The sequence below is a fragment of the Tritonibacter litoralis genome, from assembly GCF_009496005.1.
Taxonomy (GTDB): Bacteria; Pseudomonadota; Alphaproteobacteria; order Rhodobacterales; family Rhodobacteraceae; genus Epibacterium; species Epibacterium litoralis.
In genome coordinates this window covers 335,041-349,403 of the sequence record NZ_WIBF01000001.1, presented here as the reverse complement: position 1 = coordinate 349,403, position 14,363 = coordinate 335,041, and the positions used below count along the sequence as shown (strand labels likewise).

Genomic DNA, 14,363 nt, shown 5'->3' with positions numbered 1-14,363 from the left:
GGTGAAGCAGCGATCAGCCAGCAGCAGATCGCATCAAATTCAATGTATGGGCGCGAATGCAGGTCTTGGTCTTGGAAAACCGATCCGGCGCCAGAGCTGCATACGCCTTTGCTTCGCGCAGCGCATACATCCACAGGTCTTCCTGGTCTTCAGCAACAATATCGATGATCCCATAGTTGCGCGCCGCCACAGGACCAATTGTTTGGCCGGTCAGTGCGAGGCGACGCAGAACATTTTGGTCCAGCATCTGATTGACCAGCACGGTTTCAACCGCGCTCATCTCAAGTCCGGAATGGACGCCGTCATAACTGTACCCCGATTTGGTGACCCCAATGCGGTCATCACAGGTCAAAATCAAGCTGAGCCCGGGTCCGTGTATGTCGCCGTTCACAACAGCAATTGTGGGTGTCTGACAGGAAAACAGTGTAATCAGTGCAGTGTCGAGGGCCGTCTTGAAGGCGTCAGAATTCTGGGAACTGTCTGTGCCAACTGAGAAGGCTTTGAAGGGGCTGCCGATCAGGATGACCTCAACCGCTTCTGAGGCGTCAAGCTCTGCAATTTGCTGTGCAAAGTCCTGTAACAAACCCGGCGACAGTGCGTTTGATGGACCGTTGCCCAGCTGTAGCTCGACGATCCCTGCCCCATGCTCTCTGCGATTTAACCAGTCTTGCGTCATCGCCTGTGCTCCGCTCTGTGTTTCATGTAGCGCGGTCCAAGCCATCTGGTCGAGGCTTTTGCGATACGTAAAACCACGCTGTAGTTGCGTTATGACAGCCGAAGATGTGTAAACTCTTACGGCTGGCTCTTGTGAAGCCAAAAACAAGCCCATTCAAAAAACCAAGGGGCAGTTAGACAACAAAGTTAGATAAACCGTCCAACTGCGTTAAGCCTAGAGCTTTTCTAAGCTGCCCAAACTGCGTAAAGTTGAATGGATCGTGCAGCGGGTGGCGCAGGACATTGTTTATCCGCGATACTTAGCTGCAGGTAAAACAAAAAGAATGGAAAGATCGATGCCGAAACTCCTGATCCTGAACGGTCCTAATCTCAACCTTCTGGGTACCCGTCAACCGGAGGTTTATGGCAGTGAAACTCTTCAAATGGTTGAGGAAAAATGCAGGGATCATGGCCGGTCTAAGGGATGTGAGGTTTACTGCTATCAGTCCAATCACGAAGGCGATCTGATTGATCAGATCCACAATGCAAAAACGGCGCAGGATGGAATTATCCTGAATGCGGGGGCCTATACACATACCTCTGTGGCATTGATGGACGCGCTGTTTTCCGTCGAACTGCCCGCGATTGAAGTCCACCTGTCCAATATCCATGCCCGCGAATCCTTTCGGCACCAATCCTATATTTCCCGCGCCGTTGTTGGGCAGATCTGTGGATTTGGGTCATTTGGCTATGTGATGGCAATGGATGCCATGGTGGCACATCTGGGATCGAAGTGAGGCCCAACCGTGATTGAGTTCTTAAAATTCGTGTCAGGATGCCGCAGTCTGGAGCAGCTTTGGAAAGGCTATCAGGAAAAGATGGCTGACTATGGGTTTGACCGTGTGATCTACGGCTATACCCGGCACAAGGTGGCAAATTCTCTTGGCGATCCGAATGACTTTCTGATCCTGTCCAATCACGGTCAGGCCTATATGAAAGGTTTTCTCGACAGTGGGTTGTACTTTCATGCGCCGATGGTTCGTTGGGCGCTGGAAAACGAAGGATCCTGCAGTTGGAGGCTGGCACATAAGCAACTCACAGAAGGTACGCTCAGCCCCAAAGCGGCAGAAGTGCTTGAATTTAACCGTACGATGGAGATGAGGGCCGGATATACGGTCAGTTTCTTCTCACCTTCTCCGCGGTTCAAAGGGGCTGTATCGCTGGCTGCGGGTCCCGGTTTGGATCAAGATCAGATCGACAAGATGTGGGAGAAAGACGGCGCAGACATCGAGCTGATGAGCAACGTGGTGCATCTCAAGATTCTCACCCTGCCCTATGTGCCCCCCAATCGCGGTCTAACGAACCGCCAGAGGGAAGCTCTGCAATGGGTTGGCGATGGGAAAACAACGCAGGATATTGCCACAATTATGGGCCTTACTACCGCGACAATTGAAAAGCACCTCCGACTCGCCCGTGAGGCTTTGGCTGTGGACACCACAGCGCAGGCTGTTCTGAAGGCCGCATTGAGCAATCAAATTTATCAGATTGAAGCTTGACCGTCACTTCTAAGCTTCTGAAGTTAATGACTTATTTCAGAAGCGGAAATAACTGGCATGTTTCGGCTAATGGTATGGAAAACACTACTACTGAAATACGAGATATAGTAACATACTATGCGTGTTCCGTGAGTGGTGGCTTTGGCCAAGGAACTTCGAGCTATACCCCTGCGATATCAGGGCACTATGGCTTGTCTGGTCGTGGGTGCTTATTGGTCTGTATCCTATCCAGAATTTATGAGGGGTCCCAGATATCCCCATCATTGGGACCCCTCTTTTTATCCTAAGAAAGCATCACAGTTAGCTGAAGGCGCCCATTGGGTGCGGGCTCAGATGATCTGTTCTATGACTTTTCAACGGCGTGAATCACAAACAAAAAACGGAGCGCAAAATGCGCTCCGCTCGTTTTGGTTTAGGACGTATCGGGGCGTTTATGCGCCCTGAGCGGCCTTTGCAACTTCTGCTGCGAAGTCTTCTTTTTCGACTTCGATGCCTTCGCCAACTTCCAGACGAACAAAACCAGTGATGGTTGCGCCTGCTTCTTTGGCTGCGGCTTCCACGGTCAGATCCGGGTTCACAACAAAGGCTTGGTTCAGCAGTGTGGATTCCGCGACGAATTTCTTCATGCGGCCCATGATCATCTTCTCGATCACCTGCTCCGGCTTGCCGGATTCACGGGCGATGTCCATCTGAACTTGCTTTTCCTTCTCAACGATGGAAGCGTCCAGCTCAGCTTCGGACAGAGCCGCAGGGTTTACAGCTGCGATGTGCATTGCAACCTGCTTGCCGATGGTTTCATCACCACCGTTCATGGCAACCAGTACACCGATTTTACCCATGCCTGCGGTGGCTGCGTTGTGGACATATGCAACAACGGTTTCGCCTTCGACAGATGCCATGCGACGCAGGTTCATGTTCTCGCCGATGGTGGCGATTTTGTCGGTGATCAGCTCGGAAACCGGCTTGCCAGCGATTTCTGCTGCGTTCAGCGCGTCAACATCTGCAACGCCCAGAGCCGCAGTTGCGATGCTGGATACCATTTCCTGGAATTCAGCGTTTTTCGCAACAAAGTCGGTTTCAGCGTTCACTTCAACCGCAACACCTTTGCCGCCGTCGACAACAACAGCAACCAGACCCTCTGCTGCGGTACGGCCGGATTTCTTCGCCGCTTTGGCCAGACCTTTGGTGCGCAGCCAGTCAATTGCCGCTTCCATGTCGCCATCATTTTCGGTCAGCGCTTTTTTGGCGTCCATCATGCCGGCGCCGGTGCTGTCGCGCAGTTCTTTCACGAGTGCTGCAGTGATTGCCATCTTAGGCTCTCCTCAATTCAAAAGGGATTTGGGGCAGGTCATACCCTGCCCCATATGTCAATCATGTGACATGTCGGAAGATCAGGCTTCGACTTCCTCAGTCACTGCTTCTTCTGCCGGTGCCTCTTCGAATTCGCCGAGGTCAACGCCTGCTGCGCCCAGCTGTGCGGTCATACCGTCCAGCGCAGCGCGTGCAGCCAGATCACAGTACAGCGAGATTGCGCGCGATGCGTCATCGTTGCCTGGGATCACATAGTCAACGCCATCAGGGGAGCAGTTGGTGTCCACAACAGCCACAACTGGGATGCCCAGCTTGTTGGCTTCGGCAATTGCCAGCGCTTCTTTTTTCACGTCGATAACGAACAGCAGGTCAGGAACGCCGCCCATTTCACGGATACCACCCAAAGACGCGGTTAGCTTCTCTTGGTCACGCTCCATGCCCAGACGCTCTTTCTTGGTCAGGCCTTCGGCACCGGTCTCCATGCGCTCGTCGATGTCTTTCATGCGCTGGATCGACTGGGAAACGGTTTTCCAGTTGGTCAGCGTGCCACCCAGCCAGCGGTGGTTCATGTAGTACTGAGCGGATTTCTCAGCAGCTTCTGCAATCGGTGCAGCCGCCTGACGCTTGGTGCCTACAAAAAGAACGCGGCCACCTTTTGCAACGGTGTCACGTACGGCCTGCAGAGCCTGGTCCAGCATTGGAACAGTCTGGGTCAGGTCCATGATGTGGATGCCGTTACGCGCGCCATAGATATAAGGCGCCATGCGCGGGTTCCAGCGCTGTGTCTGGTGACCAAAGTGAACGCCAGCTTCCAGCAGCTGACGCATGGAGAACTCGGGAAGAGCCATGCTATTTTCCTTTTCCGGTTTCAGTCCTCGGCGGGGGTCTTAGACGCTGCTGCGTCCAACCGGCGGTCCTTCAGGGATGTCTCCCCTGAACAGACCAAACCCCGCCTGCGGGTTCGAATGGCGCGCGTATAATCCAGTTCCCGGGCTTTGACAAGCACCCTTGAATGGGCCAGCGCAGAAATGTCATTTTCGCGTATAAAACCCATCATGCACGGCGGTTTGACAGGCCGCTGCAAGGGTTTTGCGATCCTTGAAATCCGCCGCATGGAGCGGGGTGTGGAATACCACCTCAATCACACCCTGCCGCGGGGTTGCCAGAATTTTGAGGAGATTTGCGCCAAAATCCATGTCAGCCCACCAGCCATAATACCGTGCGGGCGCCCCTTTTGGCGCATGATAGATGACAGAGACCGGTTGAATGGCCAGATGATCGCGCAACGCGTCACTGACAAAAGGCGCAAACAGCGTGGTTTTAAAAGGCAGAACTCTGCAGCCGTCTGTGGATGTCCCTTCCGGGAAGAACAAAAGCTTCTGGCCCGCTTTCAACTTTGCTTCAAACAACAGCGCCTGGTCACGTGCCTTGGCGCGGTTGCGCTCGATAAACACGGTTCCGGTGGCACGGGCCAGCCATCCGATGCCAGGCCAGCTGGCAACCTCGGCTTTGGACACAAAAACAATACGTTTGGCGGCGTTCAGCGTGAAGATATCCAGCCAACTTGCGTGATTGGCCACCACTGCGCCGGGCGCGCGCATGCCCTCTCCAGTCACTTTATAGCGAAATCCCATGACCCAAAGAACCACGCGGCTGACGTATTTCGGCACATATGAGGTGACCGGCCGCCGGGAGCCAAACATAGGCCGTTCCACGGCCCGAAACAGGATCAACACCAACAAGCAGCCAATGACCAAAAGGCCAATCACCGGGGTGCGCAGCCCGATCAATAACCAACCCAGGGCAGAAATCTTCACCGGGTCGGGTGCTGTATCGCTTTGCCAGCTCATGGACATGGATCAGCGCCCACCGACATAGATTTTGCGTTGACGTTCATTCATCCGGGCCGTGTCCAGGATCAGACAGACGTCGGTGGTGTTAAACGCATGATCGACAAATGCCCCATCGCCGATAAAGCCACCCAGACGCAGATAGGCTTTGATTAGCGCCGGAATTTGCAACATCGCCGCGCGGCGGTCCAGATCCTCTGCTGGGATCAGATCCATTGACTGATAAGCCTTGGCACGTACCCGCAGATCTTCGGGGGCAAGGTGATTGTGGTGCAACAACGACAAAGGTGCGGCCAGGGCATCGATGTTTGTTCCATGAAAACTGGCCGTGCCAAACAACACCTCAATCTTGTGGGACAGCACATATTGCGACAATCCGTTCCACAGATGATACATGGCCGTGCCACCGCGATAGTCCTTGTGCAGGCAGGAACGGCCCAACTCCAGAATGCGCCGACCCGAGTTCTGCAGAACCGTCAGATCATATTCATCGTCAGAGTAGAATTGTCCGATTTTTTCCGCCTGCTCGCCACGCAACAGTCGGTACACACCAACAACTTGTCCGTTGGAATTATCAATCGCCAACATATGGTCAAAGTAAGGGTCAAACCGGTCCCGCTCTAACCCGGCGTCATGATCAACCAATGCGCCGTCGCCGCCCAGCTCTTGTACAAAAACCTCATACCGCAGAGCCTGCGCCGCGCACAGTTCCTCTTCGGTTTCTGCGAGTTTCACCGTAAAGTCTTGTTTCGGTTCAGGCATATATCTTCCGGGGCGGTTCTGACTTGCGCCTCCCTACCTCATGAGGCACAGATTGGGCAAGTTTATGTCAAATCTTCTGGAGTGAGTTAACGGTTCGTCAACCGTTTTCACAGATCAAAAACAGGGATTAACGCGATCCGCGCGCTGTCAAAAACCAATTTTCCCTGATCCGGGAAGTTGACGGTGATTTTGCCACCTGCGTTGGATTGCACTTGTCCCATGCCCCATTCGGGGTGGTCTGGATGTTTTACAAACATGCCGGGAGCAAGAACAGAGTTGAGGTCATTCATAAGGGGTGGCCCGCATCGGAGGAAAACATGGCCGTAGATAACGTCAATCTCGCCACTTTGATAGGGTCTCGCATTTGTCACGACCTGATTAGCCCGGTTGGAGCGATTAACAACGGGTTGGAGCTGTTGGGAATGGCCGGGGCTGTGGATGGTCCCGAGCTTGAGCTGATTGCAGACAGTGTGAACAATGCCAATGCCCGGATCCGTTTCTTCCGGGTTGCCTTTGGAGCGGCCGGTGACCAGGGCCTGGGCCGGGCCGAGATTGTATCGGTCCTGGAGGATCTGAGCAAAGGCGGCCGGCTGAAGTATCAATGGCAGCCAAATGACGCTGTCAGCCGCGCAGAGGTTCGACTGGTGTTTCTGGCGGCCTTGTGCCTGGAAAGCGCCCTGCCCTATGGCGGAACCGTTGAAATTCAAAAGACCGGGGACAGCTGGAGCGTGTCTGGAACCGGTCGCAAGGTCAACGTGGATGAGGGGCTGTGGGCTTGGCTGGCGGATGGCGCTGGTGTGAGCAGTATCACGCCCGCACAGGTTCAGTTTGCACTTTTGCCATCATTGGCGTCCGAAGTCAGCCGCAAGGTGACATATACGCAAAGTGAAACCGGGGTCAGCATCCGCTTCTGACAAAAGGAAAAGCGCCGGTGTCCCGGCGCTTTTTTGATATGTCCGTTTTGTTATGTCCGTGTTGTGCCGTTGCCGCGCACCAGATATTTGAAGCTGGTCAACTGCGCCGCTCCCACAGGTCCACGGGCGTGCATCTTGCCTGTGGCAATGCCAATTTCGGCTCCCATGCCAAATTCACCGCCATCGGCAAATTGGGTTGAGGCATTGTGCATCAGGATCGCGCTGTCCAGCTCCGAGAAGAACTGCGCAACTGCGGCATCATCTTCGGTCAGGATACAATCGGTGTGCTGCGAGTGATGGGCACGAATAAAGGCAATCGCCTCATCGATGCTTGCCACTGATCGTGCCGCGATGATGGAATCCAGATACTCTTTACCCCAATCCTCATCATTGGCAGCAACCATGTCTGCAGGACCTGCCAGACCCGGGGCTGCGTGGATTTCAACACCCGCCGCCGACAGCGCGTTCAGGATATCCGCACCGAGGGTCTCGGCGATGTCCTGGTGGATCAAAAGACATTCCGCCGCGCCACAAATGCCGGTACGCCGGGTTTTGGCGTTCAGCACCACGTCCAAAGCCTTTTGCGGATCGGCGGCTTTGTCGACATAGATGTGCACCACGCCTTCGAGATGAGCAAAAACCGGCACCCGCGCTTCGCGCTGGACCAGACCCACCAGACCTTTGCCGCCACGGGGAACAATTACGTCCACGTAATCTGTCATGGTCAGCAAGGTCTGCACCGCCGCACGATCGCGGGTGGGGATCAGCTGAATGGCATCTTCGGGCAGGTCAGCGGCTTTCAGCCCCGCCACGAGACAGGCGTGGATCGCCTGGGACGAATGAAAGCTTTCCGAGCCGCCGCGCAGGATCACCGCGTTGCCGGATTTCAGGCACAATGCGCCGGCATCTGCGGTCACATTCGGACGGCTTTCATAGATCACGCCGATCACGCCCAAAGGTGTGCGTACGCGCTGGATGTTGAGCCCCGAGGGTTGATCCCATTCGGTCAACACCTCGCCCACAGGATCATCCTGTCCAGCGATGGCACGCAGACCGTCCACGATGCTTTGAATGCGACCCTCATTCAGCTCCAACCGGTCCATCATCGCAGCGGTCAGACCTTTGGACCGACCAAACTCCAGGTCTTTTGCGTTCTCTTCAATAATTTTGTCGCGGTTGGCCCAGACCGCGTCGGCTGCTGTTTTCAAGGCTTTTGTTTTGCATTCAGCGCTGGCTGTTGCCAGTGTTGCCGCTGCTGCCTTTGCGCGTTTGCCCAGATCTTCCATAAGGGCGGGAATATTTTCCATGTCTTTCATATCTCAGATGCCTTTGTATGTGGCAGGCCAGAGGGCGCCTCCGGCGGGAGTATTTTTGAAAAGATGAAAGGCGCGCGTCACCTCAGAGCGCCATGTCATCACGGTGGATCAGGGCCGCGCGGGCAGCATAGCCCAGGATGGGTTCAATCTCAGCCGATTTTCGACCTTGGATGGATTTGGTTTCCTGTGCGGTGTAGCGTGACAGCCCCTGACCCAGTTTGCGCCCGTCTGGGCTGAGGATGGCCAGCGGTTCCCCGCGACCAAAGTCACCCTCCACATGACGCACGCCGGCCGGCAGCAGGCTTTTTCCAGACATTAAGGCACGCGCAGCACCCTCATCCACCGTCAGCGTGCCGCGCGGCTTCATCGTTGCAATCCAGCGCTTGCGGGCCGCTTGTGGGTCGCCATCTGCAGTGAACCAGGTGCAATTTGCCCCCTGTGCCAGCGATTTTAGCGGATTCATGGCCGAGCCTTCGGTGATCGCCATGGCGCAACCTGCGCTGGTCGCCATTTTGGCCGCCAAAAGCTTGGTGATCATGCCCCCTTTGGACAGGCCGGAAATGCCATCCCCAGCCATGGCTTCGATTTCAGGGGTGATTTGGGAAATCACGTCAAAGCGTTTTGCGGTTGGATCAAGGCCCGGATTGGCGCTGTAGAACCCGTCGACATCAGACAACAGCACCAGGCAATCGGCGCCAACAGTCACCGCAACCTGTGCGGCCAGGCGGTCATTGTCGCCATAGCGGATCTCATCCGTGGCGATGGTGTCGTTTTCATTCACAATCGGCACAACGCCCAAGGACAACAAAGTTTCCAGAGTTGCGCGTGAATTTAGGTAACGACGGCGGTTTTCACTGTCCTCCAGCGTCACCAGCACCTGCGCCGTGGTGATCTGATGCGGGGCCAGCGCGTCTTCATACGCGCGGGCCAGTTGGATTTGGCCAACAGCGGCTGCGGCCTGTGATTGTTCCAGCGCAAGTTCCGCCGGAGGCAGCCCCAGGACCCCACGGCCCAAGGCGATAGAGCCGGAAGAGACCAAAATCACGTCTTTGCCCTGGGATTTGAGCCAGGAGACATCGCCCGCAAGGGTTTTCAGCCAGTCCGATTTAAGCCGCCCGGTTGCGCGGTCGACCAAAAGGGCCGAGCCGATTTTGACCACAACCCGTTTGGCTGCAGTCAGGGTTGCCACGGCGCGGGCTCCTCAGCAGGTTTTTGACGGATACGGTCGTCTTTGATTTCGCTGCGCACGCTGCGCAGCACCTCGTTCAGCCCTTCGCGGCTGACGCCGGACATCTGCATGACAGGACCGCCCACTTCGGCCTCAAGCGCGGCCTGTGCCTCGGCGCGTTCTTCATCATCCAGCGCGTCAATTTTGTTCAGCGCTGTGATGCGGGGCTTATCCGCCAGTGCGCCGCCATACGCTTCCAATTCGTTGATAATGGTGCGGTAATCTTCGGCGATGGTCTCGGACGTGCCGTCGATCAGGTGAAGCAGGACAGCACAGCGTTCCACATGGCCCAAGAACAGATCGCCCAGACCGCGGCCCTCGTGCGCGCCTTCGATCAGACCCGGGATATCGGCCATCACAAACTCCGCGTTATCAATCCCCACAACGCCCAGGTTTGGGTGCAGCGTGGTAAAGGGATAATCGGCGATTTTGGGCCGCGCATTGGAGGTTGCGGCCAAAAAGGTGGATTTGCCCGCATTGGGCAGGCCCAGAAGCCCGGCATCCGCAATCAGTTTCAGACGCAGCCAGAGGGTCCGGTCAATGCCCTCTTGGCCCGGATTGGCCCGGCGTGGGGCCTGGTTGGTGGCCGATTTAAAGTGCAGGTTGCCAAAGCCGCCATTGCCACCTTTGGCCAGCAGCACCTTTTGTCCAACTTCGGTCAAGTCGGCCAATACGGTTTCCTCATCCTCATCCAGGATCTCAGTCCCGACGGGCACCCGCAGGACAATGTCATCCCCGTCACGACCGGTGCGTTGACGGCCCATGCCGGATTGGCCGTTCTGGGCAAAGAAATGCTGTTGGTAGCGGAAATCGATCAGCGTGTTCAGACCATCGACGGCTTCGGCATAGACCGAGCCGCCCTTGCCGCCATCGCCACCGTCGGGGCCACCGTATTCGATGTATTTCTCACGTCGGAAGCTGACGCAGCCGTTTCCACCGCCGCCCGAACGAATGTAAACCTTTGTCAGGTCGAGGAATTTCATATCAGCTCCTGTGCACCTGATCCATCGGTGCGAAAACGTAAGACGAGGGCAGAAGGCCGGTGCCTTTTGCCCTTTGGGTTGGTTTTGCCTGCTTTACCGTAAACGAGCCCGGGGGCCAATCACAGTTTTCGGCTGTAAGTCCAGGTTGGGACGTTTGCGTCGCGTGCCACTGAGAAGGTTTCCGCATCGCCCAGATATTCAAACCCGCAATGGGTCAGCACACGGGCGGAGGCCGGGTTGTCCTGAAAGGCGGTGGCAAACATGGCGGCATCTTCAAACGGATTTGCGTCAATCAAGGCCTGCAAAGCCTCGGACGCGACTCCGGTGTTCCAGAAGGTCGGCGCGATCCAAAACCCCACTTCGGATTGGTTGCGATCCATCCGTTTCAAGGAGATGATCCCCATCAGTTCCGCGCTGCCGTCCCGCAAGCCATCAATGGCCCAGACGTATTCGTTCTGCTCGGCCTGCATGGCGCGTGTCACGAATGCTTCGGTTGCACCGGGCGGCAAGGGATGGGGGATAGAACTGGTCATTCCGGCCACCCGTTTATCGGACGCATAATGGGAAATCAGCCCCTCGTCGGATTTCCGCAGCGGGCGCAGATCGAAGCGTTCGGATTCAATCGGGTGTTGTGCAGCGATTTGATCCAGGCTCATGTTAACGCTCCTCCTTTGAACGTATATCCCACAGCAGGGCCTCCTGCCCTGCCATATGCAGACACATGAATGAGATAAGTTCGAGCATCCACCCGTGCAATATCCCTCCCCAACATGCGCGTCGATGTGAAGCGACGGGCCTGCCTCTCTCCCATATGGGAAGTGATATTGATATTATGTAACTTAAGCATGTGTCCAGCATCAAAAGCAAAGGGGGACCGGCCTTATAGCCGATCCCCCTGAATTTTTCATTAACCTTTCAGGTTCGGCTTACTCAGCGGCCTCCGCCACCGGGAGAACCGAAATAAAGGTGCGGCCTTTCAGGCCTTTTTGGAAGCTTACTGCGCCTTCGACAGTTGCAAAGATGGTGTGATCTTTGCCCATGCCAACGCCTTCGCCCGGCCAGAATTTGGTGCCGCGTTGACGTACAATGATGTTGCCTGCGTTTGCAGCCTGACCACCATAGAGTTTTACGCCAAGACGACGACCGGCAGAGTCGCGACCGTTACGGGATGAACCGCCAGCTTTCTTATGTGCCATAAGTGTCTCTCCTTAGCCTTAGGCCAGCTCTTTGGCCTGTTCCACCCATTCGGGCTTCACTTTGATGGTGTCGATAGCAGCAATTGCGTCGTCAGACAAGGCTGCGATCTGGGCGAAGGTGGACAGACCTGCTTCTACCAATTTCTTGGCAGCTGCGGGGCCAACACCAGTCAGCTTGGTCAGATCGTCTGCGTCACCTGCGGCAGCGACCGGAGCGGCCTTTGCAGCAGCTGCCGGAGCAGCGGAGGTTTCGCCTTTGCCGGTTGCAACTTTGATACCGGTTTTGTCTGCGCCAGACGCCAGGATCTCGGTGATCTTGACCAGGGTCAGTTTTTGACGGTGACCTTTGGTGCGCTTGGAGCTGTGTTTACGACGACGTTTGACAAAGTTGATGACCTTGTCGCCCTTGATCTGGTCGATCACTTCCGCTTGTACGGCTGCGCCGTCAACCAGAGGTGCGCCAACAACCGGAGCGTCGCCGCCCAGCATCAGGATGTCGTTGAATTGAACAGTTTCGCCAGCGTCAGCAGCCAGTTTTTCAACACGCAGGACATCGCCTGCCTGTACTTTATACTGCTTGCCGCCAGTCTTGAGGACCGCGAACATTGCGTTTTCCTTTTGTTACCCGCGTCCTACGGTCCCCGGTTGGGTGTTTTGGCAGCTTGCGCTCCCACCTCGAACAGCGCGCCCTTGTGGGCGTATGACAGAATAATCCCGGCGCAGACAGAATCCGTGCCGGGATGCGGCCTTTTGCAGTTCGTCACCCGCAAAGTCAACTGTTTTTAGAAGCCAAGGTTCAGATATCTTCGCTGGGACCAATTTTACCCAGCCGGTACGCCAGTTCTTCATAACGCGACGCCGTGATCTCGAACTGGATGGCGTTCAACAGCCGGTAGACTTCCTGCATCTCTGGCGTTTCCAGCGCATCGGAGTAAGTTTCCAGCTCTTGGTTGGTGAACCCTTGATAGGCATAGGCGGATGAGGTCAAGGCGCTTTCCACCATCTCAAGGCGCATCTCGTCTTCCTGCTCAGCCAAGAGACCTTTTAAGGCATCAGGTTCAAGCTGCAATTCGATGATCCCGGCGGTTTCGGCGGCAACAATAAAACGGAACTGAACCTCTTGTACGGCTTTCACCGAGCTCTCACCAGCGTCAACCGCGCGTCCCATGCGTTTCAGGATATCGACCCGATTGTCACCAGCTTGGACCAGATCTGCAACAATACGACGTCCAGCGATATGTTTGGTGTCGCTGTCTTCCACCAAATGAGAGGCGTTTTCGGCCTTCACAAGCCGTTGGCCGAGCTCCGTTGCATAGAAGGCCTCAGCATGCGTCAAGGCCGCGTCGCTGAGCGTTTCTTCCAGATAATCCAAGGCTTGATTGCGCATGTCAGGAAGTGAGAACACGGTATCGGCGATCCCATCCCAGGCACCGCCAAAGTCCTCAGGTGTGAGGCCAATCATCCCAGGCGCGCTTTCGGCGGACAGGGCGATACTGTCCAAAGCCACGTCAAACCCTGTTACGTTTAAAAAAGTCTCGATCCGGGCACGATCAGCCGCTTGGGCGGTCGCGGTGGCCAAGGTCAAAGCCAGAAAACCAGCGACAAAAAAAGCGACAAAAAATAAGGGGCGCGGAAGGGGTGTTTTTGTAATCATGTACAAGACCTTAAGGCAAAGCCCAAAGGGGACAAGGAAAAATGCGATCTTCTAAAGAAAGTTTGATTTTCCTCTTGCGCCCCCTGCCCGTCCCCTTTAAACGCCCCTTCACACTCCACCGCGGAGAGGTGCCGGAGTGGTCGAACGGGGCGGTCTCGAAAACCGTTGTCCCTTCACGGGGACCCAGGGTTCGAATCCCTGTCTCTCCGCCATTATCCCTCATCACTTGTTTTGAGTATTTAAATCTACCAACGACCACACCGTGTGAGTCGGTCGTCACAGGTGTTTTTGTCTTTGATTTTAAAGAGTAAAGTCGAAATCAATACCCTAGTTTTGTTGGGATTTCCATTTTCGATAGATTGACGAAAATGGAAATCCCAAGAATGAAAAACACAACTTTCACGTTAAGTTGTTAATGAACTCAATAATTCTACTTAAAGTAATCGCAGGTTTCCTTGCCGGACCTCACCCTCCTAGCCAGAATGAACTCCAAAGTTCAATCCACCTAAGAGGATGAGAATGCCTGATATTTTTTATAGTTACCTTAAACCCATAAGACCTTTCATTCGAGCATGGCTGCGCCGATGAGCATTACCGTTATCGTCGAACTCAACTTGAAGGCAGATAAGCTCGATGAGTTTGAGCTGATGTGCCAGGGTTTACTGCCTCAAACCCGGCGCCGTCCGGGGAACTTGGGTGTTCAGGTGAAACAAGACCAGGATGATCCCGCACGGATAATAATGATCGAAACCTGGCGCACCCGGGCGGATTATGAGGGCTACAACGCCTGGCGGCAGGATCGGGGCGATTTTACGGTTTTGGCGGGCATGGTTACAGACACGCCGACACGTCGGTTTCTGGATCATGTGCCGGTTTGAGCCTGAGGCCTGGGTGCGCTAAAATGGGGTTCCGCGATGTTTCGCAGAACCCCGATGCATC

At 55.3% G+C, this 14,363-nt stretch carries 17 protein-coding genes and 1 tRNA gene; 5 read left to right on the top strand and 13 right to left on the bottom strand.

Annotated elements, in window-relative coordinates:
* Positions 1-13: 13 nt before the first annotated feature.
* Positions 14-676: an enoyl-CoA hydratase/isomerase family protein gene (locus tag GFB49_RS01670; RefSeq protein WP_194269241.1), complete on the bottom strand. Its 663-nt coding sequence runs from the start codon at positions 674-676 to the stop codon at positions 14-16.
* Positions 677-1,010: 334 nt separating this feature from the next.
* On the opposite strand from GFB49_RS01670, the gene aroQ reads away from it, so the two are divergent.
* Positions 1,011-1,451 carry a type II 3-dehydroquinate dehydratase gene (aroQ, locus tag GFB49_RS01665; protein WP_153214061.1) on the top strand — a complete coding sequence of 147 codons (441 nt, stop codon included), beginning with the start codon at positions 1,011-1,013 and terminating at the stop codon, positions 1,449-1,451.
* A gap of 9 nt (positions 1,452-1,460) precedes the next feature.
* The gene (locus tag GFB49_RS01660; protein ID WP_343032434.1) at positions 1,461-2,210 is read left to right on the top strand and encodes an autoinducer binding domain-containing protein; all 750 of its coding nucleotides are present in this window, start codon (positions 1,461-1,463) and stop codon (positions 2,208-2,210) included.
* A gap of 431 nt (positions 2,211-2,641) precedes the next feature.
* Here the strand turns inward: GFB49_RS01660 and tsf are convergent, their stop codons facing one another.
* From tsf to GFB49_RS01635, 5 genes are all read right to left on the bottom strand, one after another.
* Positions 2,642-3,520 (bottom strand): translation elongation factor Ts, encoded by an 879-nt coding sequence (gene tsf, locus GFB49_RS01655; RefSeq protein ID WP_153214060.1) that lies wholly within the window; start codon positions 3,518-3,520, stop codon positions 2,642-2,644.
* Positions 3,521-3,601: 81 nt separating this feature from the next.
* Positions 3,602-4,369 (bottom strand): 30S ribosomal protein S2, encoded by a 768-nt coding sequence (gene rpsB, locus GFB49_RS01650; protein ID WP_153214059.1) that lies wholly within the window; start codon positions 4,367-4,369, stop codon positions 3,602-3,604.
* A 183-nt stretch (positions 4,370-4,552) separates the two neighbouring features.
* Positions 4,553-5,377, bottom strand: a complete 825-nt coding sequence (gene olsA / locus GFB49_RS01645; RefSeq protein ID WP_153214058.1) for a lyso-ornithine lipid O-acyltransferase — start codon at positions 5,375-5,377, stop codon at positions 4,553-4,555.
* A gap of 3 nt (positions 5,378-5,380) precedes the next feature.
* On the bottom strand, positions 5,381-6,133 hold the full coding sequence (olsB, locus tag GFB49_RS01640) for an L-ornithine N(alpha)-acyltransferase (RefSeq protein ID WP_153214057.1): 753 nt from the start codon (positions 6,131-6,133) through the stop codon (positions 5,381-5,383).
* Positions 6,134-6,240: 107 nt separating this feature from the next.
* On the bottom strand, positions 6,241-6,423 hold the full coding sequence (locus tag GFB49_RS01635; protein ID WP_153214056.1) for a DUF3553 domain-containing protein: 183 nt from the start codon (positions 6,421-6,423) through the stop codon (positions 6,241-6,243).
* Positions 6,424-6,450: 27 nt separating this feature from the next.
* Here GFB49_RS01635 and GFB49_RS01630 point away from each other — a divergent pair, with 27 nt between their 5' ends.
* Positions 6,451-7,047, top strand: coding sequence for a histidine phosphotransferase family protein (locus tag GFB49_RS01630; RefSeq protein ID WP_153214055.1), 597 nt, complete (start codon positions 6,451-6,453; stop codon positions 7,045-7,047).
* A 50-nt stretch (positions 7,048-7,097) separates the two neighbouring features.
* Here the strand turns inward: GFB49_RS01630 and GFB49_RS01625 are convergent, their stop codons facing one another.
* The 7 genes from GFB49_RS01625 to GFB49_RS01595 form a co-directional block, all read right to left on the bottom strand.
* A complete protein-coding gene (locus tag GFB49_RS01625; RefSeq protein WP_153214054.1) occupies positions 7,098-8,363 on the bottom strand; it encodes a glutamate-5-semialdehyde dehydrogenase in 1,266 nt (421 codons plus the stop codon).
* Between the two features lie 82 nt (positions 8,364-8,445).
* Complete coding sequence (gene proB, locus GFB49_RS01620) at positions 8,446-9,552, bottom strand: glutamate 5-kinase (RefSeq protein ID WP_343032433.1); 1,107 nt, start codon at positions 9,550-9,552, stop codon at positions 8,446-8,448.
* Positions 9,540-10,574, bottom strand: coding sequence for a GTPase ObgE (gene obgE / locus GFB49_RS01615; protein WP_153214053.1), 1,035 nt, complete (start codon positions 10,572-10,574; stop codon positions 9,540-9,542). The genes proB and obgE overlap by 13 nt, the downstream gene beginning before the upstream one ends.
* A gap of 119 nt (positions 10,575-10,693) precedes the next feature.
* Positions 10,694-11,230 carry a GNAT family N-acetyltransferase gene (locus tag GFB49_RS01610; RefSeq protein WP_153214052.1) on the bottom strand — a complete coding sequence of 179 codons (537 nt, stop codon included), beginning with the start codon at positions 11,228-11,230 and terminating at the stop codon, positions 10,694-10,696.
* A 270-nt stretch (positions 11,231-11,500) separates the two neighbouring features.
* Positions 11,501-11,770, bottom strand: coding sequence for a 50S ribosomal protein L27 (gene rpmA / locus GFB49_RS01605; RefSeq protein WP_153214051.1), 270 nt, complete (start codon positions 11,768-11,770; stop codon positions 11,501-11,503).
* Positions 11,771-11,788: 18 nt separating this feature from the next.
* Positions 11,789-12,376: a 50S ribosomal protein L21 gene (locus GFB49_RS01600; protein ID WP_153214050.1), complete on the bottom strand. Its 588-nt coding sequence runs from the start codon at positions 12,374-12,376 to the stop codon at positions 11,789-11,791.
* 190 nt (positions 12,377-12,566) lie between these two features.
* Positions 12,567-13,424 carry a DUF2059 domain-containing protein gene (locus GFB49_RS01595; protein WP_153214049.1) on the bottom strand — a complete coding sequence of 286 codons (858 nt, stop codon included), beginning with the start codon at positions 13,422-13,424 and terminating at the stop codon, positions 12,567-12,569.
* A gap of 122 nt (positions 13,425-13,546) precedes the next feature.
* On the opposite strand from GFB49_RS01595, the gene GFB49_RS01590 reads away from it, so the two are divergent.
* Both GFB49_RS01590 and GFB49_RS01585 read left to right on the top strand, forming a co-directional pair.
* A tRNA-Ser gene (locus GFB49_RS01590) sits at positions 13,547-13,636 on the top strand.
* A gap of 372 nt (positions 13,637-14,008) precedes the next feature.
* On the top strand, positions 14,009-14,302 hold the full coding sequence (locus GFB49_RS01585) for a putative quinol monooxygenase (RefSeq protein ID WP_194269240.1): 294 nt from the start codon (positions 14,009-14,011) through the stop codon (positions 14,300-14,302).
* The last annotated feature ends 61 nt before the right edge of the window (positions 14,303-14,363 follow it).

Coding starts and splice junctions, on each gene's coding strand:
- olsA (WP_153214058.1), bottom strand. CDS start 5,377: ATGTCCATGAGCTGGCAAAGCGATACAGCACCCGACCCGGTGAAGATT.
- GFB49_RS01600 (WP_153214050.1), bottom strand. CDS start 12,376: ATGTTCGCGGTCCTCAAGACTGGCGGCAAGCAGTATAAAGTACAGGCA.
- tsf (WP_153214060.1), bottom strand. CDS start 3,520: ATGGCAATCACTGCAGCACTCGTGAAAGAACTGCGCGACAGCACCGGC.
- GFB49_RS01610 (WP_153214052.1), bottom strand. CDS start 11,230: ATGAGCCTGGATCAAATCGCTGCACAACACCCGATTGAATCCGAACGC.
- GFB49_RS01585 (WP_194269240.1), top strand. CDS start 14,009: ATGAGCATTACCGTTATCGTCGAACTCAACTTGAAGGCAGATAAGCTC.
- obgE (WP_153214053.1), bottom strand. CDS start 10,574: ATGAAATTCCTCGACCTGACAAAGGTTTACATTCGTTCGGGCGGCGGT.
- GFB49_RS01630 (WP_153214055.1), top strand. CDS start 6,451: ATGGCCGTAGATAACGTCAATCTCGCCACTTTGATAGGGTCTCGCATT.
- GFB49_RS01625 (WP_153214054.1), bottom strand. CDS start 8,363: ATGAAAGACATGGAAAATATTCCCGCCCTTATGGAAGATCTGGGCAAA.
- GFB49_RS01595 (WP_153214049.1), bottom strand. CDS start 13,424: ATGATTACAAAAACACCCCTTCCGCGCCCCTTATTTTTTGTCGCTTTT.
- GFB49_RS01670 (WP_194269241.1), bottom strand. CDS start 676: ATGACGCAAGACTGGTTAAATCGCAGAGAGCATGGGGCAGGGATCGTC.
- rpmA (WP_153214051.1), bottom strand. CDS start 11,770: ATGGCACATAAGAAAGCTGGCGGTTCATCCCGTAACGGTCGCGACTCT.
- rpsB (WP_153214059.1), bottom strand. CDS start 4,369: ATGGCTCTTCCCGAGTTCTCCATGCGTCAGCTGCTGGAAGCTGGCGTT.
- aroQ (WP_153214061.1), top strand. CDS start 1,011: ATGCCGAAACTCCTGATCCTGAACGGTCCTAATCTCAACCTTCTGGGT.
- GFB49_RS01635 (WP_153214056.1), bottom strand. CDS start 6,423: ATGAATGACCTCAACTCTGTTCTTGCTCCCGGCATGTTTGTAAAACAT.
- olsB (WP_153214057.1), bottom strand. CDS start 6,133: ATGCCTGAACCGAAACAAGACTTTACGGTGAAACTCGCAGAAACCGAA.